The organism is Nonomuraea sp. MG754425, from assembly GCF_021699195.1.
In the GTDB taxonomy this organism is placed as follows: domain Bacteria; phylum Actinomycetota; class Actinomycetes; order Streptosporangiales; family Streptosporangiaceae; genus Nonomuraea.
In genome coordinates this window covers 1-22,508 of sequence record NZ_SSXE01000122.1, presented here as the reverse complement: position 1 = coordinate 22,508, position 22,508 = coordinate 1, and the positions used below count along the sequence as shown (strand labels likewise).

The following is a 22,508-nucleotide window of genomic DNA, read 5'->3' as shown; positions in this document are numbered from 1 at the left end:
GAACAAGAACGGAGTTCCCCAGATGGCACTACCTCGATCCCGGCGTACGCGCGGTGGGCTGGCCGTCGCGGCGGCGCTGTCGCTCGCCCTGACGGGCTGCGGCGGCGACGGCGGCTCCGACGTGGGCGGCCAGGACGCCACCGCGCCCGGCGCGGACGCGATCACCGAACCGGTCACGATCGAGTTCTGGCACTCGATGAAGGAGAAGAACGAGCTCGCCGTCAAGGCCCTGGCGGACGACTTCAGGAAGGTGAACGACAAGATCACCGTGAAGCCGGTCTTCAAGGGCGACTACGACCAGATGGTGGTCGCCTACAAGCAGGCCATCCAGCAGGAGGCCACTCCTCCGCTGGTGCAGATCTACGACATCGGCTCGCGGTTCATGTACGACGCGCAGCAGGTCGTGCCGATGTACAAGTTCATCGAGCAGGACAAGTTCGACCAGAGCGCGAACATCGAGCCCAACATCGCCAGCTACTACACGATCAAGGGCAAGCTCTGGTCGATGCCGTTCAACTCCTCCGCGCCGCTGCTGTACATGAACGCGGACGCGGTCAGGAAGGCCGGGCTGGACCCGGACAAGCCGCCGGCCACGCTCGACGAGATCGGCGAGTGGGCGAAGAAGCTCACCGTCAAGGACGGCGGGACGGTCACACAGTTCGGCTTCAACGCCGCGCTCTACGGCTGGTTCGTCGAGCAGCTCACCGCCCAGGACAACGCCGAGTACTGCGACAACGGCAACGGCAGGAACGGCCTGGCGACCAAGGTGAACTTCGGCACCGGCGCGGGCCCCAAGTTCGCGCAGTGGCTGGGCGACCTGGTCAAGCAGGGCTACGCCACCAACACCGGCCGGCCCACCGACCAGGCGCAGAACGCCTTCAAGACCGGGACGATCGCGCTGCACCTGGAGTCGACGTCCGCGCTCGGCGGGTACACCGCGGCCGCGAAGGACAAGTTCGAGCTGCGCACCGCGCCGTTCCCGAAGCCGTCGGCGTCCTCGGGCGGCGGCACGATCATCGGCGGCGCGTCCCTGTGGATCAACGCGGCCGGGCACACCGACGCCGAGAAGCGGGCCGCCTGGGAGTTCGTGAAGTTCGCCAACACCCCTGAGCAGCAGGCGAAGTGGCACGCGGCGACCGGGTACGTCCCGGTCAACCCGCAGGCCAAGTCGAACGACGACCCCAACTTCCAGGTCGCGGTGACGCAGTTGCGCGCCCAGCAGCCGTCGCCGGCCACCTCGGGCTGCCTGCTCGGCGTCATGCCCGAGGCCAGGAAGGGGGCCGAGGTCGGGCTGGAGCAGGCGGTGCCCGCCGGGGCCGGGCAGGAGCCCAGGATGCCGGCCGAACAGGCGATGCAGAACGCCGCCGCCACCCTGCAGTCGCCGATCCAGAAGTACAACGCCAACGTGGGGCAGTGACGTCCGGTCGGACGCCCTCCCGCGGCCGGTCGCGGGAGGGCTCCGGCCGCTCGTTTTCCCAGCTCAACGTAGCCGTTCACTGACCTGACGTCATTTTCGGGCCCTTGACGCGTTCCATTTCGGAAAGTCACTCCCGCGCCCTTCCCGGCGCAGTAGCTTGTCGTGATCTTCGGTAATGGATCTCAGAGGAGGGCAATGTTCCCCCATCGCACCAGGGTGGGCCTGGTCGCGCTGCTCGTGCTGGCGGTCTCCGCCGGGACGACCGGCGCGGCGGCGCCGTCATCCGGCGCGTTATGCACGGGAGCGGCCGCCGCGGCGTCCGCCGCCCGGTCCGCGGCGCCGGTCACGGTGACCGTCCCCGCCTCGGAGGACGTGTTCGTCAGCCAGGCCGAGCCCGCCAAGAGCTTCGCCACCGCCACGTGGCTGTCCGTGTGCGGGACCACCTGCGGCGAGTCGGCCGCCGGGCAGCGGATCGCGCTCGCCCGGTTCAAGGTCTCCGGCGTCCCGGCCACCGCCCAGAACGTCACGGCCGCCCTTGAGCTGACCTCCGCCAGGACGACCGAGACCACGCTGTCCGCCCGCACGGTGACCGGCGCCTGGACCGAGGCCGAGAGCACCTGGAAGACCCGTCCCGAGACGGGGGCGCAGGTCGCCACGCACTCCGGCTTCACCTCCGGCAAGCCGGTCAGGCTCGACGTCTCCTCGGCGGTCACCGGCGACGGCACGTACGCCTTCGCGCTCACGCAGTCCGACGCCACGACGACGGTGCTGTTCTCCTCGCGGGAGACCGGCGAGCGCGGCCCCAAGCTCACGATCACCTACACCGCGGGCGCGGTGCCCTGCGGCAGGCTGCCCTTCGACAAGCCTTCGACGGCGGCGTTGCGCGCCTCGGCCAAGAAGGCGTTCGGCTTCTACTTCCCGCCGTTCCCGGTCTCGATCGACAACAAGGACCCGGCCAAGGACCAGTACGCCTCCTGGCTCGACCCGGCCGGCTCCAACGGCCTCTACCAGGACCGGGGCGGCTACCTGCGGGACCGTCCGCTGACCCGCCCGGTGCGGCCCGAGTCCGACTGGGTCACGCCCGACTTCGAGACCGAGGTCCGCCAGGCCATCGCGCAGGGGCTCGACGGGTTCATCTACGAGCACCACACGTCGAGCGACCGGCGCTGGAATCAGCTCCCCAAGCTGCTGGCGGCCGCCAAGAACGTCGACCCGGCCTTCAAGATCATTCTCAGCCCCGACTTCCCGACGACCGCCGGGGCCTCGCCCGACAAGATGATCTCGGACATCCTGCTCGTCAAGGGGCACCCGTCGCTGTTCACGATGCCGGACGGCACGGTGCTGCTCGCGCCGTACACGATCGAGCGCCAGCCGCCGGCGTGGTGGAAGACCGCGCGGGACACGCTGGCGACCAAGGGCATGAAGACGTCGCTGATGGCGATGTTCAGCTACTGGAACGGCACCGGCAAGGCGGAGTGGACCGAGCAGGCCATCGGGCTCGGCTCCTGGGGCGCCAACCGGCCCGAGGTCACCCCGAGGTTCAAGGACGCCGCCAAGGTCGCGCACGACCGTCAGCGCCTGTACATGGCGCCGATCGGCTTCGAGGACACCAGGGCCAAGGAGCTGCACTTCTGGGAGGCGCAGAACAGCAGGACGCTGCGCGACTCGTGGGCGTCTGCCATCGACGGCGACGCCGACTGGGCGCAGCTCGTCACCTGGAACGACTACGGCGAGAGCCAGCAGGCCCCGTCGAAGGTGCGCGGCACCGTGCTGGCCGACGTGAACACGTACTACACGACGTGGTTCAAGACGGGCGCGGCGCCGCGGATCGTGCGTGACGCGCTCTACTACTTCCACCGCAGCCACAAGTCGAACGCGCCCTACGACACGAGCAAGCAGACCGCCGGGAAGTTCACCATCCCGGCCGGTCCCGGGGCGACCGACGACGTCGAGCTGCTGGCGTTCGCGACGGGGCCGGGCAAGCTGGTGATCACCCAGGGCTCCGACGTGAAGACCAAGGAGGTGACGCAGGCCGGGGTCGTGTCGTTCAAGGTGCCGATGGTGCCGGGGACCACGCCGGTCTTCGAGCTGCAGCGGGCCGGCGGCACGGTGCAGACCCTGCGGAGCGCGACGCCGATCAGGGCGAGCGTCACCTACCAGGACATGATCTACCACGCCGGTGGCGGCACCGCCTGCTCCGGCTGAGCGCTCCCACCCCTTCCGGCGGAGGGTGTGCGCCGGTGGTGGAGAAACCGGTCGCGCGCCCTTCCTCCCCCGGCCGCGACCGGGCCTGTGGGCTCCTGCCCGCGGGCTCGCGCCCCGGCGTCGCTGCCACCCTCCGCCGGTGCGGCCGCCGGGCGAACGGCACCACGCCGTCCGCCCGGCGGCCACCTCTCCCACCCGGCGGCCCGCACCTCTCCGGCAGCCCACTCCCCGAGAACGCCGCGCCTTTCCCCGGCGGCCACCCTTCCGCCCGGCCGCGCGGCCCGAACCGCTGGGGCCGTCTCGGGGAGCTTGATCGCGACCGGTAGGCTGGCACGTCCGCACCCACGGTCACGACCGCCCTCGGCCTCGGAGAGGACGATCCCCCTTGTACCTGCGTGAAGCCGGGAACGCCGCCGGCCCCGTCCTGCTGCTCATCCACGGTGGCGGCGTCGCCGGCTGGATGTGGCAAGCGCAGATCGGCCACTTCGCGGCGAGCCACCGCCTGCTCGTGCCCGATCTCCCCGGGCACGACCGCAGCCACGAGGCGGCCTACACGACGAGCTCGGCGGTCGTCGCCGAGCTCGCCGCGCACCTGGCCCGGCTCCCCGAGGGCACGGACGTCACCGTGGCGGGCTTCTCGCTGGGCGGCCAGATCGCCGTCGAGCTGGCCGCCACCCATCCCGAGCTGGTCACCCGGGTCGTCGTCGTCAGCGCGCTGACGACGGGCGTCCCGATGGCGGGGCTGAGCGACCGGCTCGTCGGGCTCGCCGCGCCGCTCGCCCGCCAGGCGTGGTTCGCCCGGCTCCAGGCCAAGGCGCTGTTCATCCCGGACGACCTCCTCGACGACTACCTGCGCACCTCGAAGGCGCTGCCCAAGGACAGCCTGCTCGCGCTGACCCGGGCCAACTCCGCCTTCCGCACCCCGCCCGCGTGGCGGAAGTTCCCCGGCCCCGTCCTGCTCCTGGCCGGCGGCAAGGAACCCCGGACGCTGCGGGACGGAATGCGGCAGCTCGGCCACGACCACGCCGGCAGCGAGCTGGTCGTCCACCCGGACGCGGGTCACGGGCTGCCGCTGCAGTACCCCGACTGGTTCAACACGCGCGTCGGGGACTGGCTCACCCGCTGAACCCGCCCGGGGCGGTCGGCCTACCGCAGCACGCCGGTGAGCCGGTCGTAGCGGTGGACGCGCGTGCGCGACTCGGTGCGGTCGCGCAGCCCCGTGACCCGGACGACGAGCAGGCCGTGGCGGACGCGGTCGTCGGTCTCGACGCGCAGCCACGGCTCGCCGTCACGCAGCACGGTGACCTCCTCGACGAGGTCGCCGTTCCGCCCGGCCGCGATCGCGTACCCGGGGCCCTGCGGCGGGGTGAAGTCGATGCCGCCGTCCGCGCGGAGGGTGAGGGTGACGACGAGGTCGCCGCGCCCGCCGTTCGCGTCGCCCACGAAGTCGTACAGCGGCGCGGGGTCGCCCACGTAGTACTTCAGCCGGCCCAGGCCGGTGACGTCCATGCCGTTGTAGAAGTTGCGGCCGGCGGAGTCGAGCCAGAGGTGCGGGTTGTGCGTGGGCGCGTTGAAGTCGGCCCCGGAGTTGTACGAGATGTGCCAGTGCGGCGGGTTGTCGGCGTGCAGGGTGTTGTTGGTCTCGAAGCCCATCAGCACGAACCGGTGCCCCTTCGCGGCGGCGACCTCGACCAGCCCGGCGGCGCGCAGGATGGTGTGCGCCGCGACGAGCTGGTGGATCACCGACCTGACCGGGCCGGCCGGCCACGGCACCGTCGTCCACGGGCCGGCCACGCGGTCGGGGTCGTTGTGCTCGATCCGCCAGTCCATGCCCGGCGAGACGTCGGGCCGGCTCCAGACCTGGAGGGTCGGCTGGTTGGCGTCGATACTCGGCTGCGCGAGCGGCAGCGTGAAGGAGTAGGCGTCCCGCTCGCCCGGCAGGTGCCGCACCCTCAGGCGGGTGTCCTGGTGGACGACGGCCTCGACGCGCGTGTCCGGCCAGCGGACGGTGACCTCGATGCCCTCGGGCGTGCGCGGGCCCCGGACGAAGGTGTAGTACTCCGCCCGCGAGGCGACGGAGTAGTTCGCGCCCGGCACGATCTCGTAGCCGGCGGGCAGCACGATCTCGGGAGTGCCCGGCTCTCCCGGCCGGCCGCGTACGACGCGGAACGCGGCGAAGGCCGTGGGGTCGGCGTGCGCCGTGCCCGGCAGCGCGGCCGACAGGCCGAGCGCGGGCAGGCCGGCGAGCAGGGCTCGGCGGGACAAGGGTCCGGACATGAGGTTCCTCTCGGTCGTGCTGCCGCGGGGTTGCGGCCCGGTGAACGGGGCGGGTGCATGATCCATCATCTGCGCCGGGTTGGCCGCTGAACATCCCGTCCCGGAACGCGTGGTGAAGACGAGCCGTCCGTTGCCCGTCTTTCCCCCGCCGCCGGGGCCGCCGACGGCCCCCGGTCAGCGCCGTCCGGCCGGGCTGCCGTGGGGACGCTCCGCCGTCGCGAGGAGGATCTCCAGCAGGTCCTCCGGGGCGTCGCGCATGAGGTTGTGGCCGCCGTCCAGGGCGTGCGTCTCCCAGGCGGGGTCGGCGCGCAGCCGCTGGTGGACGGGGGTGAAGGGCGAGTCGCCTGCCCAGCCGGTGGCGTACACGTAGACCTGGCGCGGGGCGGGCCCGGAGGCTCGGGTGAGCCGGAGCGGCTGCATCAGCGAGGCGAGCGGATGGGGGGTGGCCCGGGGGTCGAAGAAGGGCAGCGGTCGCACCGCGCAGCCGGTCTCGACCACGTCGGTGTACCACTGCCGTTCCTGTTCGGAGACCAGGCTCCAGCAGGAGTCGCCGTCCTGCGGCACCATGGCGTCCACGTAGACCAGGGCGGCCACCCGGGCGGGCAGGCGGTCGGCGACGCCCGTGATCACCATGCCGCCGTAGCTGTGGCCGACCAGCACGGCGTCGCGGAGGTCCGCGGCCTCCAGTTCGGCGGTCACGTCCTGGACGTGCGTGTCGAGGTTCACCGTGCCGTGCAGGAGGTGGGCGCGTTCGGCGAGGCCGGTGAGGGTGAGCGGGCGGGCGTGGTGGCCGTGGTCGCGCAGGCGTCCGGCGAGGTCGTCGAAACACCAGCCGCCGTGACACATGCCGGGGACGAGGACGTAGGTGGCCATGTCGGTGCTCCTTGCAGGGGGAGGCGCATAGATCGAACCGGTCGGTACGATCCGTGATGCTAGCAGCGGATCGTACCGACCGGTACCATCTGGGCATGCCGGTTCCCAAGGGCTCGACGATCGACCCGGCGCGCACACGCGCCACCATCCTCCGAGCGGCCACCGCCGTGCTCTACGAGCGCGGCCTCGACGGCGTCGGCGTCGCCGAGCTGTGCGCCCGGCTCGGCATCTCCAAAGAGACCCTCTACCGGCACTTCGGCGCCAAGGACGGCCTGGTGGAGGCCATGCTCCAGGAGCGCAGCCGGCGGGTGACACGCCGGCTGGCCGAGGTCGTCGAGCAGGCCGGGGACGACCCGCGCGAGCAGCTCACCGCCCTGTTCGACGCCCTGCAGGGGTGGTACGACGATCCGGTCTTCCGCGGCTGCGCGATGCTGAACGCGTCCGCCCAGCACCACGACGAGACCGTGCGCGCCCTCGCCGCCCGCCACCTCGACCGCTACCTCGAACTCCTGACCGGCATCGCCGAGCGCGCCGGGGCGGCGGCCCCGGACGTGCTGGGGCGGCAACTCCTCATGCTGGTCGAGGGCGCGACCGTGGTGGCCGCGCAGCACGACGCGGGCGGGGTGGGCGAGCACGCCCGCCAGGCGGCGCTCACGCTGCTGGCGGCGTCCGGGAGCGCCCGGAGCACGCCGGACCGAGCCACCCGGCCCCGCCGGCGTCCGTGACGATCCGCGTTCGGCCGCCGGGTGCGGGCCGTTCTCGGTCGGCGCGAAAGTGCTTTAAAAGGCCATTCGGATTCACCCGTCCCGGGAGCGGGCCAGAACAGTACGGATGATTATCTGGACAGCGGCCCGTCACCCGCCCACAATGGGGCAGCCATATGTTGCCGGCGCACCAAACAAATAATGAGCTGGTGAGTTCCGCATGTTCACATGCCATTGTTTCGGTCGGCGTACGATAACTCGGCCGGGCCGTCGCGGGAAAAGGGTCCAATAGGAGATGGCCTGGAGGGAATCTTCGCCGTCGGGGTCCCGGCGGGAACTGATGGCGGCGCTGGGGCGGTCGCTGGCCGTCCACCCGCCGATCCCGCTGGAGGACGAGACGTCGCTCGCGCGGGCGCGGGACGCGTGGGAGGAGACGCCGGACGACCTGCGCAAGGAGGTGCGCCGGTTCCGCCGGGCCTCGCACCTGCACGGCTGCCTGGTGGTGCGGGGGCTGTTCCCGCCGCTCGCGCCCGGGGTGCCGACGCCCATGGAACGCGACTCGGGCTGCCGCCTGACCACCGGCACCGCACCGCTGCTGCTGATGCTCGCGTGCGGGCTGGGCGAGCCCGTCGGCTTCCGGGCGGAGAAGCAGGGTGCGCTGGTGCACGACGTGGTGCCGGTGCGCGGCCTGGAGGACAGCCAGAGCAACGCGGGCTGCGCGCGGCTGCTGCTGCACACGGAGAACGCCTTCCACGAGCACCGCCCGGACTACGTCGTGCTGCACTGCCTGCGGCCGGACCCCGAAGGGCGGGCGGACTTCAGGATCGCGCACAAGGACGCGGCGGTGGCCAAGCTGTCCGGCGCGGACCTGGCCGAACTGCGCGAGCCGCAGTTCGTCACGGTCGCGCCGCCGTCGTTCGCGGGGAGCGCGCCGCCGGTGACGCCGCACGCGGTGCTGTCCGGGGCCGCGGACGACCCCGACCTGCGGGTGGACTCCACGGCCACCCGCGCGCTGACCGCCAGGGGCCGGGCGGCGCTGCGCGCCCTGCTGGCCGTGCTGGACGAGTGCGCGGCGAGCGTCTCCCTGGCGGCCGGGGACGTGGTGATCGTCGACAACCGGGCCGCCGCGCACGGCAGGACGGCCTACCGGCCCCGCTTCGACGGCGGCGACCGGTGGTTGCAGCGCGTCTACGTGCAGGTCGACCTACGCCGTTCGCGGCCGTGCCGGCCGTGGGACGGCCCGGTGCTGAGCTGACCGGCCCGCCTTCGTCGCGGGCCGGCGGGAGGGAACGGGCGTGACGCATCACGAGGGACGAACCGCCGGCCAGATCGACGAGCTGACCCTGCCCGGCCTGCTCGCGCGCTCCGCCGCCCGCGTGCCGCACCGGGTGGCGGTGTCCGGGCCTCCGGGCGCGGGCGGGGTGAGCTACCTGGAGTTGTCGCGCCGCGCGGACGACTGGGCGGCGGCGCTGGCCCGGCACGGGACGAAAACGGACGACCGGGTGGCCGTCTGCCTGCCGCGCGGCGCGGAGGCGCTGGCCGCCGCGTGGGGCTGCTGGCGACTGGGCGCGGTCTTCGTCCCCGTCGATCCGGCCTATCCCGACCACCGGGTGCGGCTGCTGCTCGCCGACAGCGGGGCCGGGGTGGTCGTGTGCGGGCCGCCGGACGCCGCCCGCCTGCGCGGGGGCGGCGCCGTGCTGACCCCGGACGCCGTCCCGGCCCACGCCGCCACCTCCGTGCCGGAGCGCGGGCCCGGCCCGGAGCGGCCCGCCTACGTGTTGTACACCTCCGGCTCGACCGGCCGTCCCAAGGGCGTCGTGGTCTCGCACCGGGCGCTCGCGCACTACGTGCGGCACGCCCGCCTGCGTTACGGCGGCGGCTCCGGCGTGTCCCCCTGGCACTCGACGCTGAGCTTCGACCTGACGGTGACCTCGGTGTGGGTGCCGCTGACGGCCGGCGGCGAGGTGCGGGTGCTGCCCGACGACGGCCCCTTCAGCGGGCTGGAGGCGCTGGCCGGGCTGCTGGCCGGCGAGGAGCCGATCGGGCTGCTGAAGCTCACCCCGACCCTGCTGGAGGCGCTGAACCAGTGGTTCGCGCCGGGCGAGCGCACGGCCCCGATCGCGTGCGTGGTGGCCGGCGGCGAACGGCTCTACGCCGCCCACGCCGCCCCCTGGCTGGCCCGCGCGGACCGGGTCTTCAACGAGTACGGCCCCACCGAGACCACCGTCGGCGTGACGTACGCGCCGGTCACCGCCGCCGAACTGGCCGACGGCCGCAACCGGGCCGAGCCGCTGCCCATCGGACGGCCCTTCCCCCGGGCGTCCGTACACCTGCTGGACGAGCACCACCGGCCCGGCGCCGAGGGGGAGATCTGCGTGTCCGGGCCGCAACTGGCGGACGGCTACCTGAACCTGCCGGAGCAGAGCGCCGCCCGGTTCGGTTACGTGGACGCGCTGCCGGGGGTGCGGCTCTACCGCACCGGCGACCTCGGCCGGCGCGACCCGCGCGGGACGCTACGGTTCGTCGGCCGCAAGGACGGCCAGCTCAAGCACCACGGGCACCGGATCGAGCCCGCCGAGATCGAGTCGGCCGCGCGGTCCCTGCCGGGGGTGGCGCGGTGCGCGGCCGTGGCGCACGTGTCGGGCCAGCTCGTCGCGTTCGTCACCAGGCAGGACTCGGCCGCCGGGGCGGCGCTGAGCGAGGCCGGGCTGCGCGCGGGGCTGGCGGCCCGGCTGCCCGCCTACCTGGTGCCCGACCGGCTGTCGCTGGTGGCCGACCTGCCGGTGAACGAGCACGGGAAAATCGACCGGGCCGCCCTGTCGGACCGCTCCTGACTCCCGGTAAATGTGCGGCCGAAGATGTTTTCCGGCGTGCCTCCGGGGCCTGCGGCTTTCTGCGGAAATAAATTTGGTCGCGGCCGGTCCGGGGATTCCGGGCCGCGCCATAGAAATGCATGTATTGCCGGGCCCAAGGGCCGGTGTTACGCTGACGGCGGCGCCGAGTTGATCTACTCTTCGGCGAGGTCCGCCGGGCCGGAGCAGGCGCGTCACACGCCACTTATTTCTGTTCGGACGGCGTCCCGAGCATGTCGCACGCATTATTGAGCGCGCTTTTCAGGATAGTCATTCAAGCGAGGCGCGAGGTGGAAGTGTGCATTGTCTGCCCTGGTGTGCGGAGCCGCCGGAATGACCGGGCCCGACACGATCCGGACGCGGCTCTCGGCCGTCCTGGCCGCCGTGCTGCCCGTCTCGGGTGCGGAGCCAGACCCCGGGACGCCGTTCACGGAGGCGGGGCTGGACTCGGCGCGGGCGGTCCGGCTGGTGCTGGGCGTGGAGCGGGAGTTCGGCGTCGAGTTCCCCGACGACCTGCTCGACCACCACACGTTCCGCGACCTCGGCACGCTGACGCGGGCGGTCGCGTCCCTGCTGGGCCACTCCAGCCTGCGGCTGGCGACGCTGGAGGCCGCCGCGGACGCGGTGCTCCGGCTGGGCGCCCGGCTCCCCGCCCGCGCCCTCGTCCGGACGTGGCCGCTGCCCCTCGACTGCGGCGCGGACACGATCGAGGCCGGGGTGCGCGCGCACGCTGAGCGGATCGCGGCGGCGACGGAGCCGCTGGGCGGCGCGCGGCTGCTGGCCCACCCCAGCCCGGGGGACGAGTTGCTGGCCCCGCACCTGTCGTTCGCGGGCGTCTTCCGCTCGCACGTCCCCGGCCGGGACGCGCCGCGCTCCGGGCAGGCTGCGCGGGGCGTGGCCCGGGTGCTGGCCGGCCGCCGCGGCGCGGTCGCCGACTACTACCACCGCCGGCACCGCCTGGACACCGACCGCCCGGTGGACGTGCTGTTCACCGCGCTCGTCCCCGACGTGGCGATGCACGGCACCGGCTACGCCTGGGGCGACCACGCGCTCGTGACCTGCTACGACAGCCCACTGGCGATCCGCGCCAACGATCCGCTGCGCTTCGCCGCGGGCCGGCGTCCGGACCGGGCGGGCTTCCCCGAGCTGATCCGCCGCTGCCTGTTCGGCGTCTGCGACGCGCTGGAGCGGCCGGTGGACGTCGAGTTCGTGCTCACCCGCGACGAGACCCTGTACGTCACCCAGATCCGCCGCATGTCGGAGGCGCACGCCAAGAACTGGGCGCAGGTGCCCGCCTCGGCCTGGGAACAGGCGCGGCGGCACGCGCCCGCGTCCAACACCGTGGGCGGCACCGGCGTGCGCGCCGGGTGGGCGGTGGACCTGCGCGCGCGCCGGCCGGGCGACGACGACGCGGGCGACGCCGCCCGGGTGTGGATCGTCAACCACCGCGACGGCGGGCCCGGCACGTCCGCGATCGAGTTCCTGCGGCACGCCGACGCCGCGGGCTGGAGCGATCTGACGCTCGTCGTGGACCACGGGCCGTCCAGGATCGACGACCACCGCCAGTACCTGACGGCGGAGGACCCGGCCGTGTCGTTCCTCGCGCACGCCGTGGACGTGCCGGGCGGACTCGACCGGGCACAGGTCAAGATCACCGGCGACGGCCTGTCGGCGGCCGTCGAACCCGTCAGGGCCGGGCACCGTCCGGCACGTCGAGCGTGATTGGGGCGCAGCCATGGAAACCCCGGCGCACCTTCCCCCGGCCCGCCCGGCCGCGGGCGCGGACCTCGAGTCCGACGTACGCTTCCTGCCCCTGCTCATCCCCCGCATGACGGCCGAGCAGCGCGCGCGGCACTTCGACCGGCTCGCGGCCCGGATCGCCCAGGCCCCCGGCCCGGTCGCGGCGCGGCTGCTGGGCGAGGTGCTGCACCACCTGGAGACCATGCCGGCCGGCCAGCAGGAACGGCTCGTGCGCGGCTACGCGGACCTGGTGGCCGAGGGGCACGGCTCACCGGCGACGCTGTCCAGGCTGCTCCTGCGCGCCGACCCCGACGTGCGCGCCACGGTCGCGGGCACGGCCGCTGTCGCGGGCACGATCGCGGGCCCGGCCACGGGCACCGGCACGGCCGCGGGCACCGCCCCCGCGCCACCCGTGTCAGCGCCACCCGTGCCCGTACCAGGCCGCGGGGCGGGGCCGCCGGGTGCGGGGGACGCGGACGGGCCGCTGGTGGCGCTGGTCGTGCCCGCGGGACTGTCGGCCGACTCGTTCCTGCAGCCGCCGATCGACCTGCTGCTGGCCGCGGCCCGGCTGCGGCGGGCCGGGAACCGGGTGACGCTGGTGGACAACCGGGTCCACCAGCTCCCGCCGGAGCAGCTCCCGCCGCTGCTGGGCGACCCGGACGTGATCGCGGTGACCACGACGCCGTACGACCACATCCAGAACTACTTCCTGGACTACCGGCTGCGGCACTCCTTCCGCACCGTGGACGCGCTCGTCGAGCGCTGCCCCCGCGCCACCGTCGTGGTCTGCGGCGCGCACGGCACGGTGCGCCCCGACATCGTGCTGCGCCAGTGCCGGGCCGACATCGTGCTCAAGGGCGAGCACGACACGGGGCTGCCCGCGCTGGTCGAGGCCGTGGTCGAGGGACGGCCGCCGGACGACTCGCCGCAGGTCTGCGTCCGCGGCCGGACCACGTTCGGGCCGCCGGACGACTGGGGGGCGATCGGCACGTACCGGCTGAACGCGCTGCGGCGCACCGGGACGCCCGCCTACCTGGACGACGGCGAGATCCTGCCCGCCTACGACCTCATCGACTTCGACGACTACTACGGCGACCGGTACGTCCGCAACCGCCCGGTACGCCAGTACCGGTGGGCCGACATGCTCGCCACCCGGGGCTGCGCCTTCGACTGCTCCTTCTGCTACAACTTCTGGGACCGGCGCGTCCGCTACCGCGAACCGGGCGCGGTGGCCGAGGAGCTGCGCCACCTGAAGGCGGACCAGCGCGTCAGCGGCGTGTTCTTCGCCGACTTCCACTTCACCCAGCGCCCGTCCTGGGTGGCGGAGTTCTGCCGGCTGGTCCGCGAGAACGACGCGGCCGTGCCGTGGACCGCCCAGGTGCGCAGCGACGCCGTGCGCGCCGACCTGCTGGCCGAGATGGCCTCGGCCGGCTGCGTGGGGCTCTGGTTCGGGGTGGAGTCGTTCGACCCCACGGTGCTGCTGCAGATGGGCAAGTACCGCGATCTGGACATCTCGGCGGAGGCGGTCCGCCTGTGCCGCGAGGCCGGCATCGAACCGCACCTGTTCATCATGATCGGCGCGCCGGGCGAGACCCGCGACACCCTGAACCACACGCTCGCGCGCATGCACGACCTGCGGGCTCCGTACTGCGGGGTCATGACCTGCACCCCGCGCTTCGGCACCGCGTACTACGCGCAGGCCAAGCAGCAGTTCCCCCAGCTCGGCGACGACTTCTACGGGCTGCGCGCGGTCCGCGGGCTGGTGGGCAACGAGCTGCGGCCCCGGGACCTGGAGGAGGCCCTGGCGGTGTTCGGCAGGCGCGAGTTCCTCTATTCCACCGATGCTCCCCGGCTTTGACCGCGTCCTCCCCGGACGCCTCCCTCAGGAAGGGACCGAAGTGACCACCTTCGACATCATCCCGCCCGAGCGCAAGCAGCAAGAAAGCATCATGCCGTACGTCACGTTCCCGCTCATCAACGTCTGCACGCAGAAGTGCGTCTACTGCGGCGACGGCGCGGAGATGACGCTGTGCAACACGCGCCAGTTCAAGGCCGACGACCTGCTCGACTGGCACCGGGCGGCCCGCACGCTGGGCGTGGAGAAGTTCCGCATCACCGGCGGCGAGACGCTGCTGCACCGCGACTTCCACCGGATCGTGCACACCGTCGCGGCCGACGCGAGCGAGGTGCTCATCAACACCAACGGCACGCTGCTCAAGCGCTTCCCGAAGAAGTGGAAGGACTCGCCGCGCAACTGCCACTACGTGGTGAACATGCACGGCGCGACGGAGGAGGTCTACGACCGGGTCAGCGCCACCAAGGGCTACTACCCGGTGGTGCGCGAGGGCATCGAGATGCTCGCCGACGCGGGTCTGCTCCACCGGCTCAACGCCGTGCTCAACCGCTACAACCAGGACGAGATCTGGGGCATCATCGACATCTGCCGGGAGGTCGGCACCAACCTCAAGATCCAGGACGTGGTGTCGGTGCCCTGGTCCTTCCACGAGTGGTCGCAGGTGCACGTGGACAGCGTCAAGCTGGAGCAGGAGCTGGAGGCCAGGGCCTCGCGGGTGCGCGAGCACAAGTACGCCAGGAGCTTCGGCACCCCGACGAAGATCTACACCATCGACGGCGTCAACGTGACGCTCAAGAGCGTGCGCAACGGCTCGCAGTACGACATGGAGGGCATCTGCAAGAGCTGCCCGTTCTTCCCGTGCCACGAGGGCGTCTACGACATCTTCATCTTCGCCGACAACACGGCCTGGGCGTGCAACTGGACCGACATCGCCAAGGCGAGGACCACGCCCAAGGAGGACCAGCTCGCCGAGATGATCGCGCTGTTCCAGCGGGCCACCTACGTGGCGGCCCGCAAGGACCTCGAAGAGCTGCGGATCAAGGCGGCGCTGCCGCCGCGCTCCCAGCTCAAGATCATCGACCTGCGCTGAGCCATGGCCACGACCCCGAGCGGTGGTGCCGAGTGGCGGCTCCTGCTGGGGCTGTGCGCCGGCCCGCGGGACGGCGAGTCATGGGGCGACCTGCTCGACGGGCTGCTGCCGGATGATCCGGCCTGGGGCGAGCTCGTCGAGCAGGCGCTCAGACACCGGATGCTCGCGCTGCTCGCCCACGCGCTGGACGAGGCCGGGCGCTGGCCGGACGTCCCCGCCCAGCTCGGCGAGCACCTGCGGGAGAGCCTGCGGCTCAGCGCGCACCGCACGGCGCTCTACCGGGTCGTCGCGGCCGAGGTGACCGGGGCGCTGCGGGCGGACGGCGTCCGGTGCGCCGCCACCAAGGGCATGATCCTGGAGTCCACGGTGTACGCCGGCGCGGGCGAGCGGATGCTGGGCGACATCGACCTCATGGTCGCCCCGGCCGACCGCGAGCGCGCCGCCGGCGTCATCAGGGAACTGGGGTTCACGCCCGCGTACGTGGACAAGTCCGCGGGCCGGGTGCGCTCCTTCACCCGCGCCCAGCTCATCGGCTACCGGCTCGACCCCGACCACCTGCCGGCCTTCATCCGCCCGACCGGCGACCCCGTGGTGCCCCACGTGCCGCTCGACGTGGCCTGCAGCCTCACGTGGTCGCGCTGCCCGTACCAGGTGGACACCGCCAGGGCGCTGGCCGAGGTGGACGAGCAGCCCGTGCCCGGCGGCCGGACGGTGCCGGCGATGACGCTGCCCTACCACTTCCTGTTCACGGTGCTGCACCTGTTCCGGGAGGCGTGGCATCCGCGGTGGCTGGAGCTGGAGCAGGACGTCACCCTGATGAAGTTCGCCGACGTGGCCCGCCTGTGGCGGCGGCACGCCGGGCCGCTGCGCGACGGCCGCCTGGCCGCGCTCCTGGACGAGTACGGCCTCGCGCCGCCCGTCGCGTGGGTGCTCACGCACCTGGACCGGGTCATGGGCACCGGCGTCGCGCCGTCGCTGGGGCTGTCCGGGCGGGCCGGCGAGGAGTTCCTCGCCTCGGCCGGCGCTCCCGCGGGCGGCACCCGGGCCTGGCGCGGCAGCATGACCGAGCGGCTGCGCAGCCGCGACAGGACGGACCTGTTCGGCGGCGCGAACCCCTGAGCGTCACCGATGCGTCACCCGGGCAGGTCGAAGTCCCCCTCGGCAGGATCCCCGACAGCAGATCAGGAGGCTGGGCGAGAGATGTCGGAATCGGAGTTCTGGCGGTCGGCCGCGCGGGTCGCGCGGGCCAGGAGCGGGCCGGGGGCCGTACCGGTCCGGACGGCGGGGCCGCCCACGGCCTCCTCCTCGCAGCAGGGCTTCTACTTCCTCAGCCAGGTCGCGCCGGACGATCCCGTGTACAACTGCGGCGTGTGCCTCTCGCTCGACGGGCCGGTGGACGTCGCCGCGCTCGCGCGGGCCGTCCAGGGCACGGCCGGGCGGCACGACGCGCTGCGCGCCCGGTTCGAGCCGCGCCAGGGGGTGCCGGCCCCGGTGCTGGAGCCGGGGCCGGCCATCCGGCTGGGCCGCGCCGACGTCGGCCGCGCCGAGCTGTACGAGCGCGTCCGCCAGGAGTTCCGCGCGCCCTTCGACCTGCATCGCGGGCCGCTGTGCCGGTTCACGCTGTTCACCCACGGCCCCGACCGGCACGTGCTGTCGTGCGTCCTGCACCACACCGTGGGCGACGGCTGGTCGCACCGCGTCATCCTGTCCGAGCTGGGCGCGCGTTACCGGGCGATCGTCGCCGGCGGCGAGCAGCCGCGGCCGTCCCCCGGCGCGCTCACGTACTGGGACTTCACCCGCTGGCAGAACGGCCGCGACCACGCGGCCGGCCTCGCCTTCTGGACGAACCACCTGCGCGACCTGGAGCAGGCCGAGGACCTGCTGCCCGGCGCGCGGCCGGCCGCCTCGGCGTCGTCGGAGTCGCACACGACGATGGCGGCGCTGCCCGCCCGGCTCGTGAGCGACCTGACGGAGATCGGCCGCGCCCGCGGGGCCGGCCTGCACGCGGTGGGCCTGGCGGCGCTGCTGGTGCTGTTCGCCCGGTGCACCGGGCGTACCGACGTCGTCGTGGCCACCCCCTACCTCAACCGGGAGCTGCCCGAAGTGCACGACATCGTGGGCCTGTTCGCCGCGCAGTTGCCGTTCCGCCTGCGCCTGGGGCGCGGCGAGCCGTTCACGTCCGTGGTCGCCCGCGTCCGCGCGACCACGTTCGACGCCTACGAGCACGCGCTCGTGCCGCTCGGCGCGCTGGTGCGGGCGGTGGCCCCGGTCCGGCGCACGGCGGCCCAGCCGTTCAGCCGCACCCACTTCGCGCTGGAGGACGAGACCACGCTCACGCTCTCCCTGCCCGGGGTGCGTACGTCCCGGTTCTGGGTCGACCGGGGGGCGGTCATCGGGGATCTGGCGTTCGTGCTGCGCAGGATGACCACCAGGGAGATGCGGGCGGTCGCGTACTGGCGGGCCGACCGCTACCCCGACCAGGTGGCCGAGCGGCTCTTCCACGCGTACGTGGAGCTGCTGGCGTCGCTGGCCGCCGACCCCGCCCAGCCGGTCCACCCGGCCGCCCCGGTCCGCAAGCGGGCCCGCGAGGTGCCGTCCGCGTCCCGCCCGGCCCCGGCCCCGGACTCCGGGAGCGGCGCGACGTCCGCTCGTGGTGAGCGGCAGATCGCCGCCCTGTGGCGGGAGTTGCTGCCGGACGCCGACCCCGGCCCCGAGGACGACTTCTACGCCCTCGGCGGGCACTCCCTGCTGCTGATCCGGCTGGCCAGGCTCATCTCCCAGCGCACCGGCCGGCAGATCTCCGTCACCGCGCTGGCTCCCGCCCGCACCGTGCGGCAGCAGGCCCGCGTCCTGCACGCGGCCGAAGCGGCGGAAGGAGCCCGGTCATGACGGACGAGCGGCCGCTCGGGCTCGACGGGCTCGAATGGCGGCCCGAAGGGGTGTGCGTGTACACCGGTGACGCGCTGGCCCTGATCGGCGCGGTGGAGGAGGTGCTGGCCGGGTTCGCCCGCGACTGGCCGGCCGAGCACCAGAGCGCTCCCCCGCTGCTTCCCGCCGGCCTTCTGGAACGTTACGGCTACCTCACCGAGTTCCCCCACCTGGTGACGTTGCAGGCGAGCCTGGACCCGGCCGCTCGGGAGGAGGACGGCCGCGTGCTCGCGCCCACGGGCAACGCGCTCACCCCCGCCGCCTGCTACCACGTCTACCCGCGCGCCGCCGACGCCGATCTGCGCGCCCCCCGGCTGTTCCGGGTGGGCGGCCTGTGCTTCCGGCACGAGAGCGGGTGCCGGCCGCTGGCCCGGCAGCGGGTCTTCACCATGCGGGAGATCGTCTGCCTCGGCGCGCCCGCCGACGTGTCCGCCTTCCTGGAGCGGGCCCGCGCGGCGGCCGACCGGCTGCTCGGCGGGCTCGGGCTGCGGCACGAGTGGCAGGTGGCGACCGACCCGTTCTTCAGCGCCGCCTCCCCCGCCCGGCTCGCGCAGCGCATCGTCCCCAGCAAGTGGGAGGCCCGTGCCGAGGGCGTGGCCGTCTGCTCGCTCAACCACCACCGGTCGTTCTTCGCCGAGCGGCACCGGGTGCGCGCCGGCGGCGGGCCGGCCGCGTCGGCGTGCCTGGCCTTCGGGGTCGAGCGCGTGGCCTACGCCCTCGTCCGCCGGCACGGCCCGGACCGGGCGCGGTGGGAACGGGCGGCGGCGCGGCTGCCGGCGGCGGGCTGATCCGCCCCATGTGCGGGATCGCGGGGATCTACCACTTCGGCGGCGGGCCGCCGGTCGAGCCGCGCGAGCTGTCCGCCATGGGCGCCGCGCTGGCCCACCGCGGCCCGGACCAGGCCGGGACCTGGCGGGCGCCGGACGGACTGGTGGGCCTGGCGCACCGCCGCCTCGCGGTGATCGACCCCACGGCCGGCGCGGGGCAGCCGATGAGCGACGGCGACGGCACCCTGCACGTGGTGCTCAACGGGGTGCTGTGCAACCACGTCGAGCTGCGGGCCCGGCTGGAGGGGCTCGGCCACCGCTTCCGCACCCGGCACAGCGACACCGAGGTGCTGCTGCACGCCTACGCCCGCTGGGGCGTCGAGTGCGTGCACCGCCTGCGCGGCATGTTCGCGTTCGCGCTCTGGGACGGCCGCGCCCGGTCGTTGTGGCTGGCCCGCGACCGCATGGGGATCAAGCCGCTGCACTACCGGGTCGGCCCGGCGTCCCTGACGTTCGCCAGTGAGGTCGGCTCCCTCGTCGCGGGCGCGCGCAGCACGCCCGTCCTGCGGCGTCAGTCGGTCTACGACCATCTGACGTACCTGGGGGTGCCCGCGCCGTACACGATGTTCGAGGACGTCTGGAAGCTGCCGCCGGGCACCATGCTGGTGGCCGACGAGCGGGGCGTGCGGACGCGCCCGTACTGGGACGCCGCCGAGCATCTCAACGACCCCGCGCCCGCGGCCGAATGCGGCCCGCCGGGCGAGGCCGTCGAGGAGACCCGCTCGATGGTGCGCGCGGCGGTGCGGCTGCACGTCCGCAGTGACGTCCCGGTCGCCAGCACGCTCAGCGCGGGGGTGGACGCCGCGCTGGTGACCGCCTGCGCCCGGCGCGAGACGAGCGGGCTGGCCGCGTTCGTCGCCGACTTCGAGACGCCCTCGCCGTTCGGCGAGTCCGGCGGCGCCGCCGACATGGCCGCCCGGCTGGGCGTCCCGCTGCACGTGCACACGGTGGACGCGCGGGGCTTCCACGACGTGTTCGCCGCGCTGACCCGCCACCTGCGGGAGGGGCCGGTCGGCGCGCCGGACGCGGTGGTCATGGTGCGGCTCGGCACCGACATGCGCCGCCTGGGCTTCAAGGTGTGCCTGGTGGGCGAGGGCGGCGACGAGATCGGCGGCGGCTACCCGTCCTACCTGCGCGACCCGGTGGACGGGACCCTGCCCCGGCGGCACATCCAGGCGTTCAGCGAGGCGGACAAGCGCACGCTGTGGCGCGGCGGTCCCGTGACCAGCAGCTACGACGCGCTCGCCGCCCTGGTCGGGCAGATCGACCCGCAACTGCCGGACGCCTTCCACCGCGCCACGCTGAACGCCGAGTTCAAGCTGCGCCTGCCGGACTTCCTGCTGCCCCGGGTGGATCTGGCGATGATGGCCGCCGGGGTCGAGGCGCGCGTCCCGCTGCTGGACCATCCCCTGGTCGAGCGGAGCCTGCGGCTGCCGGTGCGGGCCACCTGGTTCGACGGCCGTCCCAAGTACCTGCTGCGCCGCACGCTGGCGGGTGAGGCGCCCGGTTCCGTCCCGCCGGGGAAGCTGGGCTTCGGCCGGATGCTCACCCCGATGTTCGAGCGCGACCTGCCCGGGTGGGTGGCCGGCGGGCTGCTGTCCCGTCCTGGGCACCCGCTCTTCGACCTGGTCGATCCCGCCGCCGTGCGGGCGCTCCACGACGGGCGCGGGCACGTCCCCGACGCGCCCTTCAAACTCTGGACGCTGTACGCGCTCGGCTCCTGGCTGGAGACTCTGTGAAGGACTCGTGCGTCCCTGACGCCCCACGAGTCACTCCGATGCGTCCGGCTCCGGCCGTCGCCGAGTGACTTCGACCGCTCGGGGCACGGGTAGGGAGAGGCAAGAGGGGGCAGCCATGGCACACAGGAAGCACCAGATCCGGGTGCGCCGGGTCTACGAGCATCCGACGGCCGACGACGGCGCCAGGGTGCTGGTCGATCGCATGTGGCCGCGCGGGATCGCCAAGGACGACCTCGATCTCGACGAGTGGTGCAAGCAGGTCGCGCCCTCGGCGGAGCTGCGCACCTGGTATCACCACGATCCCGAGCGGTTCCCCGAGTTCGCCCGCCGGTACCGGCACGAGCTGGCCTATCCCGAGCGGGCGCAGGCCCTGGCGCACCTGCGGGAGCTCGCCGCCGACCGGGACCTGACCCTGCTGACCGCCACCAGGGCGGCCGACATCAGCTCGGCGGCGGTGCTCGCCGACCTGCTGCAACCCTGAGCCGGCGGCGGCCGTCGGTCCTGAGCGGCCGGGCCTGGGCGTCTGATGTCAGAGGTCTGAGGGGGTTCCTGCCGGGGGCATCGCTGTTAGCGTCGAGGCGATCTTCCCCTCGGGAAAGGAACCCCCCGTGTTACGCCGCCTCCTGATCCTGATCGCCGTCGCCGTCGCCGTCCTGTCCGGCGTGTCCGCCCCGACGCCCGCGTACGCCGCCGTCGCCACCGAGGCCGTCTTCAACGACCCCGTCAACGACCGGACCGCCATCCAGAACCGGATCGTGCAGCTCATCGAGGGCGCCGACGCCGGCTCCACGATCCGGATGTCGATGTTCTACGCCACCGACGCCACCATCCCGAACGCGCTGATCACGGCGCGGAACAACGGCCGCAACGTGCAGATCGTCTTCGACAAGAAGATGGCCGGGACGCCCATCCTCGCCGCGCTCACCGCGGCGCTCGGCACCGACACCACCGCCGGCTCGTGGGTGCTGGCCTGCCCGAGCGGCCGTGGCTGCATCGGCGACCGCGCGCTGTACGGGTCGGTGTCGCTGAACCACAACAAGTTCTTCCTGTTCTCCCGCACCGGCGGCACGGACGACGTGGTGGTGCAGTCGTCGGCCAACCTGCACACCGGCCGCGACGGGCTCGGCGGCTGGAACGCCGCCCTGGTGCTCGCCGGGAACGCGGGCATCCACGACGCCTACGCCGCGTACTTCACCGACCTGAAGAACCAGGGCGTGAACAACAACTACTACGACGCCCGCCCGCCGGTCACCTCGGGCGCGGCCAAGGTGCACTTCTACCCGCGTCAGGAGAGCACGAGCAGCCCGACCGACCCGGCCGAGGACACGATGACCACCGTGCTGGACAACGTGCAGTGCACCGGCAACAGCACCGTCGGCACCGTGGACGGCACGCACCGCACCATCGTCCGGGTCGCGATGGGCATCTTCAGCCGGACCCATCTGGCGCAGAAGCTGCTCGCCCTCGACCGGGCCGGCTGCTACGTCGAGGTGGCGGTGAACCACAACAAGGACAGCTCCGCCGAGGTCTCCTCGATGAACGAGCTGGTCAAGACCACCGGCGTCTACAACGGGATCAACGTCCGGTACTTCTGCACCGCCGACCCCGTCTGGGTGCACTCCAAGTACCTGCTGGTGGAGGGCAAGTACTACGGCGGGCCCGACCGCAAGATCGTCTGGACCGGCAGCCACAACTGGAGCTGGAACTCCCTGCGCCAGGCCGACGAGGCCCTGCTCCAGCTCGAGGACGGCACGATCTTCGACAGGTTCCGCTCCAACTACTACGCCCTGCGGGTCGCCGGCGGCATCCGCGCGGCCGGAAACGGCACCCCGGCAAGCTGCTGACGTCCGGCGGGCGGGCCGGATCGTGCTCTCCCACGCGGCTGGTTCTCCCAGGAGACGGCGTGTGCGTCTCCTGGGGTGATCGGGTTCGCAACGATCACGCCACGAAGGGGGTTATTCGCGGCTTATGGGGTGGTTGACCGGCAGGCTGGGGCGGGCG

Annotated in this window: 17 protein-coding genes; 15 read left to right on the top strand and 2 right to left on the bottom strand. The window is 73.3% G+C overall.

Annotated elements, in window-relative coordinates:
- Positions 1–22 precede the first annotated feature (22 nt).
- From FAF44_RS34495 to FAF44_RS34485, 3 genes are all read left to right on the top strand, one after another.
- The gene (locus FAF44_RS34495; protein ID WP_237107532.1) at positions 23–1,417 is read left to right on the top strand and encodes an ABC transporter substrate-binding protein; all 1,395 of its coding nucleotides are present in this window, start codon (positions 23–25) and stop codon (positions 1,415–1,417) included.
- 195 nt (positions 1,418–1,612) lie between these two features.
- Complete coding sequence (locus tag FAF44_RS34490) at positions 1,613–3,622, top strand: endo-1,3-alpha-glucanase family glycosylhydrolase (protein WP_237107531.1); 2,010 nt, start codon at positions 1,613–1,615, stop codon at positions 3,620–3,622.
- A 385-nt stretch (positions 3,623–4,007) separates the two neighbouring features.
- Positions 4,008–4,748: an alpha/beta fold hydrolase gene (locus FAF44_RS34485; protein WP_237107530.1), complete on the top strand. Its 741-nt coding sequence runs from the start codon at positions 4,008–4,010 to the stop codon at positions 4,746–4,748.
- A 20-nt stretch (positions 4,749–4,768) separates the two neighbouring features.
- Here FAF44_RS34485 and FAF44_RS34480 read toward each other — a convergent pair whose 3' ends face one another.
- A complete protein-coding gene (locus tag FAF44_RS34480; protein WP_237107529.1) occupies positions 4,769–5,899 on the bottom strand; it encodes a hypothetical protein in 1,131 nt (376 codons plus the stop codon).
- 174 nt (positions 5,900–6,073) lie between these two features.
- Positions 6,074–6,772: an alpha/beta fold hydrolase gene (locus FAF44_RS34475; RefSeq protein ID WP_237107528.1), complete on the bottom strand. Its 699-nt coding sequence runs from the start codon at positions 6,770–6,772 to the stop codon at positions 6,074–6,076.
- 95 nt (positions 6,773–6,867) lie between these two features.
- Here FAF44_RS34475 and FAF44_RS34470 point away from each other — a divergent pair, with 95 nt between their 5' ends.
- The 12 genes from FAF44_RS34470 to FAF44_RS34415 all read left to right on the top strand — a co-directional run bounded on the left by FAF44_RS34470 (position 6,868) and on the right by FAF44_RS34415 (position 22,351).
- Complete coding sequence (locus FAF44_RS34470) at positions 6,868–7,497, top strand: TetR/AcrR family transcriptional regulator (protein WP_237107527.1); 630 nt, start codon at positions 6,868–6,870, stop codon at positions 7,495–7,497.
- A gap of 319 nt (positions 7,498–7,816) precedes the next feature.
- Positions 7,817–8,731, top strand: a complete 915-nt coding sequence (locus FAF44_RS34465; RefSeq protein ID WP_237107526.1) for a TauD/TfdA family dioxygenase — start codon at positions 7,817–7,819, stop codon at positions 8,729–8,731.
- A 40-nt stretch (positions 8,732–8,771) separates the two neighbouring features.
- Positions 8,772–10,310 (top strand): amino acid adenylation domain-containing protein, encoded by a 1,539-nt coding sequence (locus tag FAF44_RS34460; RefSeq protein WP_237107525.1) that lies wholly within the window; start codon positions 8,772–8,774, stop codon positions 10,308–10,310.
- A gap of 351 nt (positions 10,311–10,661) precedes the next feature.
- Positions 10,662–12,050, top strand: a complete 1,389-nt coding sequence (locus FAF44_RS34455) for a phosphopantetheine-binding protein (protein WP_237107524.1) — start codon at positions 10,662–10,664, stop codon at positions 12,048–12,050.
- A 13-nt stretch (positions 12,051–12,063) separates the two neighbouring features.
- The gene (locus FAF44_RS34450) at positions 12,064–13,926 is read left to right on the top strand and encodes a radical SAM protein (RefSeq protein ID WP_237107523.1); all 1,863 of its coding nucleotides are present in this window, start codon (positions 12,064–12,066) and stop codon (positions 13,924–13,926) included.
- A gap of 40 nt (positions 13,927–13,966) precedes the next feature.
- A complete protein-coding gene (locus tag FAF44_RS34445; protein WP_237107522.1) occupies positions 13,967–15,013 on the top strand; it encodes a radical SAM protein in 1,047 nt (348 codons plus the stop codon).
- A gap of 3 nt (positions 15,014–15,016) precedes the next feature.
- Complete coding sequence (locus FAF44_RS34440) at positions 15,017–16,132, top strand: nucleotidyltransferase family protein (RefSeq protein WP_237107521.1); 1,116 nt, start codon at positions 15,017–15,019, stop codon at positions 16,130–16,132.
- An 81-nt stretch (positions 16,133–16,213) separates the two neighbouring features.
- Entirely contained in the window at positions 16,214–17,902 is a 1,689-nt protein-coding gene (locus FAF44_RS34435; protein WP_237107520.1) for a condensation domain-containing protein, read from the top strand.
- Positions 17,899–18,729 (top strand): hypothetical protein, encoded by an 831-nt coding sequence (locus tag FAF44_RS34430; protein ID WP_237107519.1) that lies wholly within the window; start codon positions 17,899–17,901, stop codon positions 18,727–18,729. Before FAF44_RS34435 ends, FAF44_RS34430 begins: the two co-directional genes overlap by 4 nt.
- Before the next feature lie 8 nt (positions 18,730–18,737).
- Positions 18,738–20,507, top strand: a complete 1,770-nt coding sequence (asnB, locus tag FAF44_RS34425) for an asparagine synthase (glutamine-hydrolyzing) (RefSeq protein WP_237107518.1) — start codon at positions 18,738–18,740, stop codon at positions 20,505–20,507.
- A 115-nt stretch (positions 20,508–20,622) separates the two neighbouring features.
- Positions 20,623–20,988, top strand: a complete 366-nt coding sequence (locus tag FAF44_RS34420) for a DUF488 domain-containing protein (protein WP_237107517.1) — start codon at positions 20,623–20,625, stop codon at positions 20,986–20,988.
- Between the two features lie 127 nt (positions 20,989–21,115).
- Positions 21,116–22,351, top strand: a complete 1,236-nt coding sequence (locus FAF44_RS34415; protein ID WP_237107516.1) for a phospholipase D-like domain-containing protein — start codon at positions 21,116–21,118, stop codon at positions 22,349–22,351.
- Positions 22,352–22,508: the final 157 nt, after the last annotated feature.

Coding starts and splice junctions, on each gene's coding strand:
- FAF44_RS34440 (WP_237107521.1), top strand. CDS start 15,017: ATGGCCACGACCCCGAGCGGTGGTGCCGAGTGGCGGCTCCTGCTGGGG.
- asnB (WP_237107518.1), top strand. CDS start 18,738: ATGTGCGGGATCGCGGGGATCTACCACTTCGGCGGCGGGCCGCCGGTC.
- FAF44_RS34430 (WP_237107519.1), top strand. CDS start 17,899: ATGACGGACGAGCGGCCGCTCGGGCTCGACGGGCTCGAATGGCGGCCC.
- FAF44_RS34470 (WP_237107527.1), top strand. CDS start 6,868: ATGCCGGTTCCCAAGGGCTCGACGATCGACCCGGCGCGCACACGCGCC.
- FAF44_RS34480 (WP_237107529.1), bottom strand. CDS start 5,899: ATGTCCGGACCCTTGTCCCGCCGAGCCCTGCTCGCCGGCCTGCCCGCG.
- FAF44_RS34465 (WP_237107526.1), top strand. CDS start 7,817: ATGGCGGCGCTGGGGCGGTCGCTGGCCGTCCACCCGCCGATCCCGCTG.
- FAF44_RS34450 (WP_237107523.1), top strand. CDS start 12,064: ATGGAAACCCCGGCGCACCTTCCCCCGGCCCGCCCGGCCGCGGGCGCG.
- FAF44_RS34475 (WP_237107528.1), bottom strand. CDS start 6,772: ATGGCCACCTACGTCCTCGTCCCCGGCATGTGTCACGGCGGCTGGTGT.
- FAF44_RS34455 (WP_237107524.1), top strand. CDS start 10,662: ATGACCGGGCCCGACACGATCCGGACGCGGCTCTCGGCCGTCCTGGCC.
- FAF44_RS34420 (WP_237107517.1), top strand. CDS start 20,623: ATGGCACACAGGAAGCACCAGATCCGGGTGCGCCGGGTCTACGAGCAT.
- FAF44_RS34435 (WP_237107520.1), top strand. CDS start 16,214: ATGTCGGAATCGGAGTTCTGGCGGTCGGCCGCGCGGGTCGCGCGGGCC.
- FAF44_RS34490 (WP_237107531.1), top strand. CDS start 1,613: ATGTTCCCCCATCGCACCAGGGTGGGCCTGGTCGCGCTGCTCGTGCTG.
- FAF44_RS34495 (WP_237107532.1), top strand. CDS start 23: ATGGCACTACCTCGATCCCGGCGTACGCGCGGTGGGCTGGCCGTCGCG.